A 15,381-nucleotide genomic window follows, 5' to 3' on the forward strand; every position below is an offset into this window, starting at 1 on the left:
CGTCAGGACCGGCCCCCGCGACGGCGCCCCTGAGGGGGCGCGATGTCACCTAGTGCATGACGGCCATGGCCAGCGCGCGGCGGGCGCGCAGGGAGACGCGCTCGGCGCGGCGCTGCATGCGGCGGGCGGCGACCAGGCGCAGGGCGTGGCGTTCCGCGTCGGCCTCACGCTGTCGCTCGTGCATATGGGCACGGGCCAGGGCTTCTGGGATGAGTTGCATTTCACGGGTCCTGTTCTGACGCGCGGTGGGCGCGGCGGCGGGGGAGAAGGCTGGGGTCGCGGAGCCGGCGGGCTCGCTGGTGGAAGAGGTCATCGGGGCCTGCTTCTGGGGATCGTGCGTGAGGGGGCGGTCGATGGTTCCGGTGGCGCTCATGCCGCGACCGGGTTCTTGCGCGGGCGGCCGCGGGGCCGCTTGCGGGCGACGACCACGCCCTGGACGAAGAGCTCGCCACCCCAGACACCCCAGGGCTCGCGGCGCTCCTTGGCACCGGCCAGGCAGGCCGCCATGAGCGGGCAGGTCCGGCAGAGGGACTTCGCGTACTCGACGTCGGCCGGGGACTCCGCGAAGAAGACCTCGGGGTCGTAGGCGCGACACGGGACGGGGACGCCGAGGTTCTCGATGGCGTCGTCGAGCGCGGTGAGCGCGGTGAGGGGGGTCAAAGCGGGGTCCTCCGTGAGGCCGGGCAGGGGGATCGAATCGGAAGGCGGTACGGACGGGGCGTGCGCTTCGAGTTGCACGGTGGTCTTTCCTCGTCTGGTCGTTCCGGCCTGTTGACCGGGGTTTCGGCTGGTACCGGGTGTGTCTGTCCCGAGGCGCCTTCAGGGCCGTCGTCCCCGTTCGGGGACAAACAGAAGGGCCGCGGATCCCGGGTGGGGTTCCGCGGCCCTGAAGGCGCCGGTCTGATCATGGATCAGACTGGATCACTCCAGGGTTCGAGCCCACGGAAGGCCCACATCGTGTGGTGGTGCGTCGTCTGCTGCTGGGTGCCGGCACCGGTCGCCGCAAAGTCATAGGCCTTGGCCTTGCCTGCTGCTCCTGCTTCCAGTGCCTTGGTCGGTCGCTCATTGCGCCGCTCCACGGCGGGCATGCCGAGACCGGCAAGACCGGAGACGGGCAGACCGGTGCCAATGAACGCCGAGGCGGAGAGGCCGAGCGTGCAGGCGGAGACGACCGAGCGATCGGTCATTTTGGCGGTGCTGACGAAGCTGGGGTTGCTGACGAAGCCGGCGCTGGTGCTGGCCTGAATCGTGGTGCTGATCACTGGAATCGCCTCCTCTCGGCGTCTCGGAGGGTTGGGGCGCGAGCCCGGTCCCTCATGTTTATTTGGACAAGTACAACACGAAGACAGGGCTTCGAAGAAGCCGCTGTTTCCGTGGTTAAGAACCTATGGGGCTTGACGGGGCAGGCGCAAACTATTTTTCCGACGAGTTTTCCTCAGCTCTCGTCGTCTCCCGCCCCACCCTCCCCACCTGCGCAGATGGCCAGGACGTCGGCCCCGAAACGGTCCAGCTTGCGGGCGCCGACGCCGGCGATCGAGGAGAGCTCGCCGCCGGTGGCGGGGACGCGCTCGGCGATGGCCATGAGCGTCTTGTCGGTGAAGACGCAATACGCGGGCTGGCCGAGCTCCCTGGCCTGTTCCGAGCGCCAGTCGCGGAGGCGCTCGTAGAGGCCCTCGTCCATGTCGGACGGGCAGTCCTCGCAGCGCATGAGCTTCATCGCGCCGGCCTCGGTGAGGGTGGTCCCGCAGACCCGGCACCGGACGGGGCCCCGCTGCCTGCGCCGGCCGGCCGCGCCGCCGCCCCGCTCGATCGAGCCGGAACCGCCGGCGGCGGCGGAGCCGAGGGCCCCGGAGCCGGGCCGCAGCCCCGTGAGGAAGCGGCTGGGACGCCGGGAGGCCCGGCCGCCCGGGGAGCGCGAGAGCGCCCAGGAGAGCGTGAGGTGGAGCCGGGCCCGGGTGACGCCGACGTACAGCAGACGCCGCTCCTCCTCGACCTGCTCGTCGGTCTTGGCGTAGGTGATGGGCATCATGCCCTCGGTGAGGCCGACCAGGAAGACGGCGTCCCATTCGAGGCCCTTGGCGGCGTGCAGCGAGGCGAGGGTGACGCCCTGGACGGTGGGGGCGTGCTGGGCGGCGGCCCTCTCGTCGAGTTCGCCGACCAGGTCGGAGAGCGTGGCTCCGGGCTTGGCGCGGGCGAAGTCCTCGGCGAGCCGGACGAGGGCGGCGAGGGATTCCCAGCGGTCGCGGACGGCACCGGAGCCGGCGGGCGGCTCACCCGTCCATCCGCGTCCGGACAGGACCGCCCGGGTCTGCGCGGGCAGGTCCTCGGCGCCGTCGAGCAGCGAGTCGTTGGCGCCGAAGCGGGCGGCGCCGCGCAGGGCCGCCAGCGCCTCCCGTACCTCCTGGCGCTCGAAGAAGCGCTCGGCGCCGCGGAGCTGGTAGGGCACTCCGGCGTCGGCGAGGGCCTGCTCGTACACCTCGGACTGGGCGTTGATCCGGTAGAGGACGGCGATCTCTCCGGCCGGGACGCCGGCGGCGATGAGGTCGCGGATGCGGCGGGCGGTGCCCTCGGCCTCGGTCGGCTCGTCGGTGTACTCCGTGTAGACGGGCTCGGGGCCGGGGCCGCGCTGGGAGATCAGCTCAAGGCGGTGCTCGGCGGCCCGGCCGCGTGCCTGGCTGAGCAGTCCGTTGGCGAGGTGGACGACCTGCGGGGTGGAGCGGTAGTCGCGGACGAGCTTGACGACGGTGGCGTCCGGGTGCCGGGTGCGGAAGTTCAGCAGGTGGTCGGGGGTGGCGCCGGTGAAGGAGTAGATGGTCTGGCTGGCGTCCCCGACGACGCAGAGGTTGTCGCGGTCGCCGAGCCACAGGTCGAGCAGCCGCTGCTGGAGCGGGGAGACGTCCTGGTACTCGTCCACCACGAAGTGCTGGTACTGGCGGCGGATCTGGTCGGCGATGTCGTGGCGGTCCTGGAGGATGCCGACGGTGAGGAGCAGCACGTCCTCGAAGTCGATCACCGAGCGGTCGCGCTTCAGCTGCTCGTACATGGCATAGATCTGGCCGATCTCGGCCGGGTCCCGGGGGGCGTCCCTGGCCGACTTGGCGACGGCGGCCGGGTAGTCGGCGGGGACGGTCTGGGTGACCTTGGCCCATTCGATCTCGCCGGTCACGTCCCTGAGCTCGTTGCGGTCGAGCCGGACCCGGCAGCGGGCCGCCGCCTCGGCGACCAGCTGGACCTTCCGCTCCAGGAGCCGGGGCAGATCGCCACCGACTGCTTTCGGCCAGAAGAACTGGAGCTGGCGGAGGGCTGCGGAGTGGAACGTACGAGCCTGGACGCCGCCCGCGCCGAGCTGGCGGAGGCGGCCGCGCATCTCGCCCGCGGCGCGGTTGGTGAACGTGACGGCCAGCACACTGGCGGGCTGGAGTATGCCCGCCCGCACCCCGTACGCGATCCGGTGGGTGAGGGCCCGCGTCTTGCCCGTGCCGGCTCCCGCCAGCACACACACCGGGCCGCTCAGGGCCAGGGCGACCTCGCGCTGCTCCGGGTCGAGCCCGTCGAGCACCGCGTCGGCCGTCTCCGGGACCTGTGGGAAAAGAGTGGAGTGCGTTGCTGCTGTCACCCCCCAATGCTGCCAGGTCGCGCGCGGAAGGTGCCGAGGCTTGTCCACAGGGGCGGGGGGCCGGTCATACGAATTCCGGGAATGGCCGGTCAAGGGCGTACGTTCTCCTTCTCGGCACCCGTCAGCGAACAAGAGGAGCGCCTCGCCATGCAGGGCACTGTGACGATGTACAGCACCACGTGGTGCGGCTACTGCCGTCGGCTGAAGAGCCAGATGGACCGCGAGGGCATCGCGTACACCGAGATCAACATCGAGCAGGACCCCGATTCGGCGGCGTTCGTCGAGAAGGCCAATGGCGGGAACCAGACGGTGCCGACCGTCCTCTTCCCGGACGGTTCGACCCTGACGAACCCGAGCCTGGCGCAGGTCAAGCAGAAGGTCGGCGTCTGAGGGCGCCCCCCGCTCATGACGGAGCCCCCGACCGGACGGTCGGGGGCTCCGGCGTGTGCGGGGTCAGACCACGTCGCCCGGCTTCGGCAGCGGCTTGCCGTACCAGCGCTCGATCAGACGGGAGGCGATCGAGATGCCGTACGGGGGCAGCACCTCGCCGGACTCGAAGGCGGCGGCCAGGTCGTCGCGGGAGAACCAGCGGGCCTCGTGGATCTCCTCGCCGTCCACGGTGATCTCCGAGGAGGTCGCGCGGGCGAAGAAGCCCAGCATGAGGCTGGAGGGGAACGGCCAGGGCTGGCTGGCGATGTACTCGACCTCGCCGACCGTGACGCCGGCCTCCTCGAAGACCTCACGGACGACCGACTGCTCGATGGACTCGCCGGGCTCGACGAAGCCCGCGAGGGTCGAGAAGCGGCCCTCGGGCCAGTGGACCTGGCGGCCCAGGAGCGCCCGGTCCTCCTCGTCCGTGACCAGCATGATCACCGCCGGGTCGGTGCGCGGGTAGTGCTCGGCGCCACAGGCCTGGCAGCGGCGGATGTGGCCGGCCGCCGCGATGACCGTGCGGTCGCCGCAGCGGGAGCAGAAGCGGTGGAGCCGCTGCCAGTTCTCCAGGGCGACGGCGTGCACCATGAGGCCCGCGTCCCGGTCGGAGAGCAGCAGCCCGGCCTCGCGGAGGCCCGCGGGGCGGGCGGACTGGTCCATGCGGCCCGGCAGGGAGTCCTTCTGGAGCGCGAAGTACGAGACGCCCTCGGCGTCGGTGCCGAGGAAGTAGCGGTGGGTCTCGGTGACCGGGGCCTCGAACGCCGGGGTCATCACGAGCTCGGTGGTGCCGTCGGGCAGGTCGTCGATCAGCACCTGGCCCCCCGAGACCACGAAGACGCGCGTGGTGGGGTGGCTCCAGGCCGCCGCCAGCCACGCCTCGTCGAGGCGGTGGTGCGCGGCGCGGTCGATGCCGCTCGGAGCGGTGAGCGAGATCGGGCGGTCCGCTGACGCGTTGTTCAAGGTGCTCACAGGTGCTTCCAACTCCCCCGGATCGGTGTGTGGGTTCAGCGCTCGGCGGCGGCGTGGAGGGCGGCGGGCAGGTCGCCCCACAGATGAGCGGTCGTCTCGACGCCCTTCATGAGGAGATCGAGTTCGATCTTCTCGTTCGGGGCGTGCCAGCCGTCGGAGGGGACGGAGATGCCGAGGAACAGGACGGGTGCGCCCAGGACGTCCTGAAGGTCGGCGGCCGGTCCCGAGCCGCCTTCGCGGGTGTAGCGGATCTTGGCGCCGTCGAAGGCCCGGCTCATGGCCCCGGCGACCGCCGTGAGGGCGGGGTGGTCGAGCGGGGTGAGACAGGGGCGGGTCGGGGCACCGAAGACGATGTCGTGGCGGATGCCGGCGGGGACGAGCCCGGTGAGCCAGTCCCGGACCGCGAGCTCGATCTTGTCCGGGTCCTGGCCGGCGACCAGCCGGAACGACAGCTTGAGGCGGGCGGAGGCGGGGACGATCGTCTTGCCGCCGGGGCCCTGGTAGCCGCCGCCGATGCCGTTGACCTCGGCGGTGGGGCGGGCCCAGACCCGCTCCAGGGTGGTGAAGCCCGCCTCGCCGGCCGTGCCGTGCGACTTCGCGGTCCGCAGCCAGGCGGCCTCGTCGAAGGGCAGCTCGGCGACGAGGGCGCGTTCCGCCTCGGTGAGCTCGGTCACGCCGTCGTAGAAGCCGGGGATCGCGACGCGCTCCCGCTCGTCGTGGAGGGCGGCGACGATCCGGCCGGCGACGGTCGCCGGGTTCGGGACGGCGCCGCCGAAGGAACCGGAGTGGATGTCCTGGTCGGGGCCGTACAGCTCGATCTCGCAGTCGGCGACCCCGCGCATGCCCGTGCACACGGTGGGGGTGGTCTCGGACCACATGCCGGTGTCGGAGACGATCACGGCGTCGGCGGCGAGCCGCTCGGCGTGGGTCTCGACGAGGGCGCGGAAGTGCGGGGAGCCGGACTCCTCCTCCCCCTCGACGAGCAGCTTGAGGTGGACGGCGGGCGCGGTGCGGCCGGTGGCGGCGAGGTGGGCCCGGACGCCGAGGGTGTGGAAGAACACCTGGCCCTTGTCGTCGGCGGCCCCGCGCGCGTACATCCGGCCGTCGACGACGGTCGGCTCGAAGGGGTCCGTGTGCCAGCCGTCCTCGCGGGCCGCGGGCTGCACGTCGTGGTGGCCGTAGACCAGGACGGTCGGGGCGTCCGGGTCGTCGGAGGGCCACTCGGCGAAGACGGCGGGGGCGCCGTCGGTCTCCCAGACCTCGACGGTGGTGAAGCCGGTCGCGGTGAGCTGCGCGGCGAGCCACTCGGCGCTGCGCCGTACGTCCCCGGCCCGCTCGGGCTGCGCCGACACGGAGGGGATGCGCAGCCACTCGGCGAGGTCACCGAGGAAGGCGGCACGGTGCTGCTCGATGTACGCGCGTACGGCGTGGACGGCGCTGTCCGGGGTCTCGCTCATGTCCCCGAGCCTATCCGGCGCCCGGAGGTGCCTCTCCCAGCAGGAGGGTCTCCAGCTCGGCACGGCCGGGCAGGCGGGCGGGGCGGGCGACCTCACCCGTACGGACGTAGACGAAGGCCGCGGCGACGTCCTCGGGCGCGAGGCCGTGCTGCTCGGCCCAGGCGAGCCGGTAGATCGCGAGCTGGAGGGGGTCGGCGGTGCGCACGCGGCTGGTCTTCCAGTCGACGATCTCGTACGCGCCGGTCCCGGGGTCGCGGTAGACGGCGTCGATCCGGCCCCGGACGACGCGGCCCGCGAGCGAGAGGTGCACGGGGACCTCGACGCGGTAGGGGGTGCGGTGGGCGTACGGGGTGCGGGCGAAGGCCTCCTTGAGCTCGTCGAGGTCCCGCTCGTCGACGATCTCGGGCTCGCCGGCGAAGTCCTCACCGCCGGGCAGCTCCTCCGGGCCGAGGAAGGGCAGCGGCAGTTCCTCGAACCGGGACTCCACCCACGCGTGGAACCGGGTGCCCCTGCGGGCGGCCGGCTGCGGCGCCTTGGGCATGGGCCGGGCCAGCTCCTGGGCGAAGCCGTCGGGGTCGGCGGCGAGGCGGAGGACCTGGGAGGCGGAGAGGTACGCGGGGAGCAGGACGTCGCGGGTGGTGGCGCGGGCGCGGCGGAGCTCGCCGGTGAGGGCGGTGAGGTCGCGGTCCCAGGAGGCGAGGGTCCTGGCGTCCTCGGTGGTGAGTTCGCCGAGTGCGTCGTACGGCTCCGAGGGCGGGGCCTCCGGCTCCCTGGGCGCGGGGATCGCGTCCGCGTGGGTGTCCTCGGGGAGGGCTTCCTCGTCCTCGTCCCAGACGGGTTCGTCCTCGTCGGGCCAGAGGTCCTGGGGGTGAGGGTCCCGGGTGGCGGGCGCCGTCTCGGCGGGGTCGTGCCCGGCCTCCCCCGGTCCCTGCGGGGCGATGGCCCACAACCGGTCGCGGACGAGTTCCGCCGCTTCCTTGCGGCGCCGGTACGAGTCGGGGTCCAGGGGGAGCGGCCAGGCCTGGTCCGTCTCGTGGGCCGTCAGGGACGGGTTCTCCGCGTCCTTCTCCGGTTCCTCCGCCCAGGCCTCGATGTCGCCGTGGCCGGCGGCGCAGTGGTCGTACAGGGACCGGAGGAAGTCCGAGGGGCCCCGGGGCTTCTTCTGGGAGGGGCCCCACCAGTGGGCGGAGCCGAGCAGGAGGGAGCGGGGGCGGGTGAAGGTGACGTAGCCGAGGCGGAGTTCCTCGGTGTGCTGGTGGTCCCGCATCTCGTTCTTGAACGCGGTGAGGGACTTGGCGTCCCAGGTGTCGATGGCCGGCAGTGTCGCCGCGTCGCCGCGCAGGTCGTGCGGGAGCACCTGGGGCTGGGAGGTCCATGACTCGCGGGCGCGGGCGCTGGGGAACTGGCCGGCGACCAGGCCGGGGACGGCGACGACGTCCCACTCCAGGCCCTTGGACTTGTGGGCGGTGAGGACCTTGACGGTGTTCTCGCCGCCGGGCAGGGCGTTGTCGAGGCCCTTCTCGTACTGGACGGCCGTGCGCAGGAAGCCGAGGAAGGCGAGGAGGCTCGCCTCGCCGTCGAGGGAGGCGAAGCCGGCGGCGATGTCGAGGAAGTGGCCGAGGGTCTCGCGGCGGCGGGCGGCGAGCGCGTGCGGAGAGGCCGACAGTTCGACCTCGAGGCCGGTGGCTGCGAGCACCCGGTGCAGGACGTCCATGAGGGGGTCGGCGAGCGAGGTGCGCAGGGCGCGCAGTTCGGCGGCGAGGCGGGCGAAGCGGACCCGGGCCTCGGCGGAGAACGCCAGGCCGTCGTCGGCGGCGCCGCCGGAGTCGAGGAAGGTGTCGAGGGCGTCGGCGAGGGAGACGACCTCGGCCGGGTCGACGCCCTCGACGGCGGCGGCGAGCCGCTGCTCGGGGTCGGGGTCCTCGCCGCCCCGGTGGACGAGGAGGCGGGCGCGGCGGCCGAGGAGGGCGAGGTCGCGGGGGCCGATGCGCCAGCGCGGGCCGGTGAGGAGCCGGACGAGGGAGGCGTTGGCCCCGGGGTCCTGGAGGACCTCGCAGACGGCGACGAGGTCGGCGATCTCGGGCAGGTGGAGGAGCCCGGAGAGACCGACGACCTCGACGGGCACGTCCCGGGCGACGAGGGCGGCGTGGAGGGCGGGGAAGTCGGTGGCGGTGCGGCACAGGACGGCGATCTCGCCGGGCTCGCGGCCGGTGCGGACGAGGTGGGCGAGGGAGTCGGCGAGCCAGTCGATCTCCTCGGCGTGGGTGGGGAGGAGGGCGATGCGGACGCTGCCGTCCTGCTCGGCGCCCGGCGCGGGGCGCAGCGCCTCCACGCCCGCGTGCATGGCGCGGAGGGGTGCGGCGAGCCCGTTGGCGAGGTCGAGGAGCCGGCCGCCGCTGCGCCGGTTCTCGGAGAGCGCGTAGCGGCTCGCGGGGCTGCCGTCGCGGTGCGGGAAGTGCTCGGGGAAGTCGTCCAGGTTGGCGACGGACGCGCCGCGCCAGCCGTAGATGGCCTGGCAGGGGTCGCCGACGGCGGTCACCGCGTGTCCGGTGGGCGGGCCTTCGGGGCCCTGTCCGAAGAGGCCGGAGAGCAGGAGCCGCTGGGCGACGGACGTGTCCTGGTACTCGTCGAGGAGGACGACGCGGAACTCCTGGCGGAGGATCTCGCCGACCTCGGGCCTGGTGGTGGCCAGCTCGGCGGAGCGGGCGATCTGGTCGCCGAAGTCGAGCAGGTCGCGGGAGCGTTTGGCGGCGCGGTAGCGGACGACGAGGTCGAGGAGTTCACGCCGGGCGGCGGCGGCCTCGGGGATCTTGCGGAGCTCGGCGTTGCTGAGCCTGGCGCCGGCGAGGGCGGTGAGCAGCTCGGAGTCGTACGCGAGGAGCCGCTCGGGCCGTACGAGGTGTTCGGCGAGTTCGGCGTCGAGGGCGAGCAGGTCGGTGATGAGGGTCGGGAAGGACCGGGTGAGCGCGGGGTACGGGCCCGGGGCCTCGCGCAGGACGCGCGCGGCGAGCTGGTAGCGGGTGGCGTCGGCGAGGAGTCGCGAGGTGGGTTCGAGCCCGATGCGCAGGCCGTGGTCGGTGAGGAGCTGTCCGGCGAACGCGTGGTAGGTGGAGATGCGGGGCTCGCCCGGCGGGTCGTCGGGGTCGATGACGTCGGGGTCGGTGACGCCGGCGCGGACCAGGGCGGTGCGGACGCGCTCGGCGAGTTCGCCGGCTGCCTTGTTGGTGAAGGTGAGGCCGAGGACCTGCTCGGGGGCCACCTGACCGGTGCCGACCAGCCAGACCACGCGGGCGGCCATCACCGTGGTCTTGCCGGAGCCGGCTCCGGCCACGACGACCTGCGGGGCGAGCGGCGCGGTGATGCAGGCCGTCTGCTCCGGGGTGAACGGGATGCCGAGGAGCTCCTTGAGCTGCTCGGGGTCGGTGATGCGTGCGGTCACCTCAAAGAGGCTAACGCGGACCACGGACAGTGCGGCCCGGCACGGCTCACGCGGTGGCTCACCTCACGCGGGGTGCCGGCTCCCGGACGGGGCTCGCCTCACGCGGGGCCGCCCGGGGCCAGCTTCGAGAGGTCCACGGTCTCGTCGGCGGGCGGGACGACCACCTCGACGGGCTTGTCGTGGTCGGAGAACGTGATCGAGCCGGGTTCGTCGCCGCCCGTCCTGACCATCTTCAGGATGTACGGCTTGCCCTCCTGGGAGACGGAGACGGTCGAGGTCTCCTCGCCGTCCTTCTTCACCAGGGTCGCGACGGGGGTGCCGTCGACCTCGGTGTCGGGGCCCCTGGTCAGTCCGGTGCGCTTCTCCTCGTCCTTGCCGAGGTCGGAGAGGAGCTCGTCCAGGTCGCAGACACCGCCGAGGTCGCTGCTGCCGGGCTGCCCCGGGGCGATCTTCAGCCAGCGGCCCTCGACCAGTTCGATCGTGGTGTCGATCTGCGCCTCGGCCATGCCCTGGGAGGTCATGGAGACGCGCCAGAACGCCTCGTCGCCCTTCAGGTACGTGACGCGGTCGGCCTTGCGGAGTTCGGCGGTGCCGCCGTCGATCTTCATCCGGCCGGTGCACTCGTCCTGGTCGTCGACGGTGAAGTCGATGTCGAGCGGCTGCCCGTCGGTGACGATCCGGCCCTCCATCCGGAGGGAGGTCGCGGAACGGGTCGCGGTGACGGCCCGGTCCGCGATCTCGTCGGCGGTGAGGTCGGCGAACGGGTCGGGCGACGGGGCCACCGGGGCCGCGATGCCGGCCGGAGGGCCGGCGGCCGCCGCCGTGGCCGCCGCCGTCGCGGGACCCACGAGCACGACGGCCGCGCAGACGACGGCCGCGGCGCGTGCCTTTCGGCGGGGGTGGGATCTCATGCGAGCCTCCTCGCGGATTCCCGACGCTCACACCAGGGTCGCTCCGCGCGCGCGTGACCGCTACTTCTCCCGGGGGTCGGGCGTCACGAGGCGCCCTTCGTCAGCTGCTCCATGTCGACGACCTGGTCGGCGGGCGGGGCCGCGGCGGTGACCGGCTTGTCGAAGTCGCTGAGGGTGAGGGTGCCGGGCTCCTTGCCGCCGGTCTCCACGACGCGCAGGACGTACGGCTTGGCGGAGTCCTTGGCCACGTAGAAGGTGGTGGTCTCGCCCTTCTCCCCCGACCGGAGAGGGCACGCGAAGGAAGTACGAAAGAGGACGTGACGCTCCCCACAGGGGCGGCCGGTCTCTCAGTCGACGACCTGGCGGCCCTCCGGCCGGGCGCTGCACGAGGCGCGGAAGGAGCAGGTCGTGCAGTGCTGGCCGGTGGTGGGGGTGAAGCGTTCGTCGAGGACCCGGCCCGCCGCGTTGGCGAGCAGCTCACCGACCCACTCCCCGGCGAGCGGCTCCTGTGCCTGGACCTTCGGGAGGGCGTCCCCGCCCTCCTTCTGCGGGGCGCTCTGCCGCAGCTGTACGAGTTCGGCGCCGCCCGGCTCGGGCCGGCGGCCGTCGAAGACCTCGTCGAGCGCGCCCTCCCGGACGGCGAGCTGGTAGACGGCGAGCTGCGGGTGGTGGGCGACCTCGTCGCGGGTGGGGGCCGACTTGCCGGTCTTGAAGTCGACGACGTACGCGCGGCCGTGTTCGTCGGTCTCGACGCGGTCCATGGACCCGCGGATGCGGACCTGGTACTCCCCCGCCTCCAGGGTCACGTCGAAGGCGTGCTCGGACGCGGCGGGGGTGCGGCCGCCCCGGTCCATGACGTGCCAGCTGAGGAAGCGTTCCAGGGCCACGCGCGCGTGCTGCTTCTCCTGGGCCGACTTCCAGGGCGCGTCGAAGGCGAGGGCGTCCCAGACGGTGTCGAGGCGGGCCATGAGGACGTCGAGGTCGGCGGGGGTGCGGCCGGAGGCGACCTCGTCGGCGAGGACGTGGACGACGTTGCCGAAGCCCTGGGCCGCCGTGGCGGGGGCGGCGGCCTTGACCTCGCGGCCCAGGAACCACTGGAGGGAGCAGGTGGTGACCAGGTTCTCCAGGGAGCTCGGCGACAGGGCCACCGGCAGGTCGCGGTCGCGCAGCGGGACCGTGCTCCGCGTCGGCTCGAACAGGCCCCACCAGCGGTCCGGGTGCGCGGCCGGTACCAGCGGCTGCCCGTCCTCGTCGGTCAGCGCGGCGAGCCGGGCCAGGCGGTGGGCGGCCGCGTCGCGGAGCGCGGGCGAGGCGTCCGGGTCGACGGTGGTGGCGCGCAGTTCGGCGACCAGGGCGGAGACGGCGAGGGGCCGGCGGGGGCGGCCGGGCACGTCCTTCGGCTCGGCGCCGAGCTCGGTGAGGAAACGGGAGGGCTGGTCGCCGTCCTCGGCGGCGGCCTTCACGGCGGTGACGACGAGCCGGTCACGCGCGCGCGTGGCGGCCACGTAGAAGAGCCGGCGCTCCTCGGCGAGGAGGGCGCCGGGGGTGAGGGGCTCGGCGAGACCGTCGCGGCCGATGCGGTCGGCCTCGAGGAGGGAGCCGCGACGGCGCAGGTCGGGCCAGAGGCGCTCCTGGACGCCGGCGACGACGACGAGGCTCCATTCGAGGCCCTTGGACCGGTGGGCGGTCATCAGACGGACGGCGTCGGGGCGGGTGTGACGTCGGGTGAGGGTGTCGGCGGCGATGTCCTGGGCGTCGAGTTCTTCGAGGAAGTTGAGGACACCGCGGCCGCCGACGCGTTCCTCGGCGCGGGCGGCGGTCTCGAAGAGGGCGCAGACGGCGTCGAGGTCGCGGTCGGCGTTGCGGCCGGCGGGGCCGCCGCGGAGCGCGGCGCGCTCCAGCCGGCCGGGCCAGGGGGTGCCGCTCCAGAGCACCCAGAGGGCCTCCTCGGCGGTGCCGCCCGCTTCGAGCAGGGCGCGGGTCTCCCCGAGCAGGTCGCCGAGCCGCTTCGCGCCCCGCGCGTACGCCGGGTCGTGCGCGACCAGACGCTCGGGCTCCGCGAGGGCGCGGGCGAGCAGGACGTCGGAGGGCGGCGGGACCTTGTTGCCCGCGGCACGTTCCTCGTCGCGCAGGGCGCGGCCGAGGCGGCGGAGGTCTGCCGGGTCCACGCCCGCGAGCGGCGAGGCGAGCAGTTCGAGGGCGGTCTCGGTGCCGAGCCAGGCGGCGGGCTCGACGGGTGCGGAGGCCGGGGAGGGTGCGGCGTCCGGGGACGGCGCGAGGTCCGACGGGGGCGCAGGGTCCGGGGAGGGTGCGGCGTCCGAGGACGGTGCGGCGTCCGAGGACGGCCCGAGGTCCGAGGACGGCGCGGCGTCCGGGGAGGGTGCGGCGTCCGGGGAGGGTGCGGCGTCCGGGGACGGTGCGGGGGCCGAGGACGGCCCGAGGTCCGGGGACGGTGCGGGGTCCGGGGAGGGTGCCTGCGGTGCGGCGTCGGCGTGGGTCGTGCCCACCGGTTCCGCCCCGGCGGATCGGGGGCCCGCGGCCGGGGCCGCGTGGGCGACGGCCCGCAGCGCGAGCAGCAGCGGCGCCACCGCGGGTTCGTGCCTCAGCGGGGTGTCCGCCGCGTCCGTCTCCACCGGGACCCCCGCCGAGGTGAGGGCGCGGCGGAGGGACGGGAGGGCGGCCGCGGCGCGGGTGAGGACGGCCATGTCCTGCCAGGGGACGCCGTCCTCCAGGTGGGCGCGGCGCAGCAGGTCGGCGATGTTCTCGGCTTCCGCCGACGCCGTCGGGTAGGTGTACGCCTCCGCCACGCCCCCTTCCCGTACGGGCGTGAGGTCGCGGTGGGCGCGGACCTTGTCGGCCGGGAGCCGGTGCATCGGCATGCGCTGGGCGAGCAGCCTGGTCGCGCCGAGGAGGCCTGCTCCGGAGCGGCGGGCGGTGCGCAGGACGCGGACGTCCGCGCCGCCGAAGGCGGCGGGGAAGTCGAGGATGCCGTTCACGTCGGCGCCCCGGAAGGCGTAGATGGACTGGTCCGGGTCGCCGAAGGCGACCACCGTGCGGCGGCCGCCGCCCGCGAGCGCGTGCAGGAGCCGGACCTGTGCCGGGTCGGTGTCCTGGTACTCGTCGACGAAGACCGCGTCGTAGGCGGGCAGGCTGACGGTCCCGGCGAGCAGTACGGCCCGGTGGACGAGCTCGGTGTAGTCGAGGACGCCCTGGAGGTCGAGGACGTCGAGGTACTCGGCGAGGAAGCCGGCCGCCGCCTTCCAGTCCGGGCGGCCGACGCGGTCGGCGAAGCGGGCGAGCGCGTCCGGTCCGAGGCCCAGCTCGCGGGAGCGCGCGAGGACGGCCCGTACCTCGTCGGCGAAGCCCCGGGTGGTGAGGCAGGCGCGCAGCTCGTCGGGCCAGCGGATGCTTCCGAGGCCGCTCTTCTCCAGGTCGACGTGGCCGGCGAGCAGTTCTCGTACGGCGAGGTCCTGCTCGGGTCCGGAGAGCAGCCGCAGCGGTTCGGCGAAGAGTTCGGCGTCCTGGTGGGCGCGGATCAGGGCGTAGCAGTACGAGTGGAAGGTGGTGGCCTGCGGCGGGCGTCGGCCGCCGAGCCGGGCGGCCATGCGGTCGCGGAGTTCGACGGCGGCCTTGCGGCTGAAGGTGAGGACGAGGAGGCGTTCGGGGTCGGCGCCCTTCTCCATCCGGGCGGCGACGGCCTCGACGAGGGTCGTGGTCTTGCCGGTGCCGGGTCCGGCGAGGACGAGAAGCGGTCCGGCGGTGTGGTCAACCACTTCCTGTTGGGCTGCGTCCAGCTGAGGGGGATCCATCGGGGCCGGCGTGGTACGCACCAGCCGGTACGCGCCCGGGGTCCGCTGCCGTCCCGGGCCCGGGTACGGCTGTCCCTGGTGCGACGGCGTACGCCGGGTGGTCGAGGAGGTACTCACGTGGGTCGCCGGTCCTGGTGGGAGTGGTGGTGCGGGTGAGACGGCCGTCCGCCGCGGCCGGCCTCCGCGTGCGTCAGCCCGGCGCCTCGGGAGACGCGAACGTCGACGTTACGCGAAACGGACCGTCGCCGAGCCGTACTCCGTGCCCCGATCCGTACCGCGAGACCCCGACCGGGCGCCGCGCGTTCCCCACCGGGCGCCGCGCGTACCCCGCCCGACCCGCGCTCCCCCGCCCGGCCGGCTCAGGGGCGGGCTCCGTCCCCGGCTCCGGTGTGAGTTCCGTCCCAGCGGGCCCGCCGCATGTCGATCCTCGGTACGTGCCCCTCGGCCGCCGGGCCCGCCCCGCGCAGCGGGGTGCCCTCCTCGCGGTAGTGGCCGAGGGCCCTCAGTTCGTGCCCGGGCAGCAGCGTCCCGTCGGCGCGGACGACCCGCCACCAGGGCGCGCTCCCGCCGTACAGGGCCATCACCCGGCCGACCTGGCGCGGCCCGCCCTCGCCCAGCCATTCGGCGACGTCCCCGTAGGTCATGACCCGGCCGGGCGGGATCCCGTCGGCGACGTCGAGCACCCGCTCCGCGTACTCGGGCAGTTCTCCGGTCTCCCCCACAGGCACCTCCATGCTCATCCGCCCCA

Annotated in this window: 12 protein-coding genes; 1 reads left to right on the forward strand and 11 read right to left on the reverse strand. The window is 74.0% G+C overall.

Going from position 1 to position 15,381, the window contains the following annotated elements:
• Nucleotides 1-49: 49 nt before the first annotated feature.
• The 4 genes from AMK29_RS06700 to AMK29_RS06715 form a co-directional block, all read right to left on the reverse strand.
• Entirely contained in the window at nt 50-373 is a 324-nt protein-coding gene (locus tag AMK29_RS06700; RefSeq protein ID WP_073808969.1) for a hypothetical protein, read from the reverse strand.
• The gene (locus AMK29_RS06705; protein ID WP_073808972.1) at nt 370-738 is read right to left on the reverse strand and encodes a WhiB family transcriptional regulator; all 369 of its coding nucleotides are present in this window, start codon (nt 736-738) and stop codon (nt 370-372) included. The genes AMK29_RS06700 and AMK29_RS06705 overlap by 4 nt, the downstream gene beginning before the upstream one ends.
• Before the next feature lie 173 nt (nt 739-911).
• Nucleotides 912-1,262, reverse strand: a complete 351-nt coding sequence (locus AMK29_RS06710) for a hypothetical protein (RefSeq protein WP_107422532.1) — start codon at nt 1,260-1,262, stop codon at nt 912-914.
• 173 nt (nt 1,263-1,435) lie between these two features.
• Nucleotides 1,436-3,616, reverse strand: coding sequence for an ATP-dependent DNA helicase UvrD2 (locus AMK29_RS06715; RefSeq protein ID WP_079196777.1), 2,181 nt, complete (start codon nt 3,614-3,616; stop codon nt 1,436-1,438).
• Nucleotides 3,617-3,763: 147 nt separating this feature from the next.
• On the opposite strand from AMK29_RS06715, the gene AMK29_RS06720 reads away from it, so the two are divergent.
• The gene (locus AMK29_RS06720) at nt 3,764-4,006 is read left to right on the forward strand and encodes a mycoredoxin (RefSeq protein WP_004925982.1); all 243 of its coding nucleotides are present in this window, start codon (nt 3,764-3,766) and stop codon (nt 4,004-4,006) included.
• A gap of 63 nt (nt 4,007-4,069) precedes the next feature.
• On the opposite strand, the gene nudC is transcribed toward AMK29_RS06720, so the two are convergent.
• From nudC to AMK29_RS06750, 7 genes are all read right to left on the reverse strand, one after another.
• Nucleotides 4,070-5,017: an NAD(+) diphosphatase gene (gene nudC, locus AMK29_RS06725; protein WP_073808977.1), complete on the reverse strand. Its 948-nt coding sequence runs from the start codon at nt 5,015-5,017 to the stop codon at nt 4,070-4,072.
• Nucleotides 5,018-5,052: 35 nt separating this feature from the next.
• Nucleotides 5,053-6,474 (reverse strand): dipeptidase, encoded by a 1,422-nt coding sequence (locus AMK29_RS06730; RefSeq protein WP_073808979.1) that lies wholly within the window; start codon nt 6,472-6,474, stop codon nt 5,053-5,055.
• Nucleotides 6,475-6,484: 10 nt separating this feature from the next.
• Entirely contained in the window at nt 6,485-9,913 is a 3,429-nt protein-coding gene (locus tag AMK29_RS06735) for a UvrD-helicase domain-containing protein (RefSeq protein WP_073808982.1), read from the reverse strand.
• Nucleotides 9,914-10,011: 98 nt separating this feature from the next.
• Entirely contained in the window at nt 10,012-10,824 is an 813-nt protein-coding gene (locus AMK29_RS06740; RefSeq protein ID WP_073808983.1) for a hypothetical protein, read from the reverse strand.
• An 83-nt stretch (nt 10,825-10,907) separates the two neighbouring features.
• Nucleotides 10,908-11,072 carry a hypothetical protein gene (locus tag AMK29_RS36305; protein WP_158071301.1) on the reverse strand — a complete coding sequence of 55 codons (165 nt, stop codon included), beginning with the start codon at nt 11,070-11,072 and terminating at the stop codon, nt 10,908-10,910.
• Nucleotides 11,073-11,171: 99 nt separating this feature from the next.
• Nucleotides 11,172-14,750, reverse strand: a complete 3,579-nt coding sequence (locus AMK29_RS06745) for an ATP-dependent helicase (protein ID WP_073808985.1) — start codon at nt 14,748-14,750, stop codon at nt 11,172-11,174.
• 242 nt (nt 14,751-14,992) lie between these two features.
• A complete protein-coding gene (locus AMK29_RS06750) occupies nt 14,993-15,373 on the reverse strand; it encodes an MGMT family protein (protein WP_241845184.1) in 381 nt (126 codons plus the stop codon).
• Nucleotides 15,374-15,381 lie beyond the last annotated feature (8 nt).

Source organism: Streptomyces sp. CB02261, assembly GCF_001905665.1.
Classification (GTDB): Bacteria; Actinomycetota; Actinomycetes; order Streptomycetales; family Streptomycetaceae; genus Streptomyces.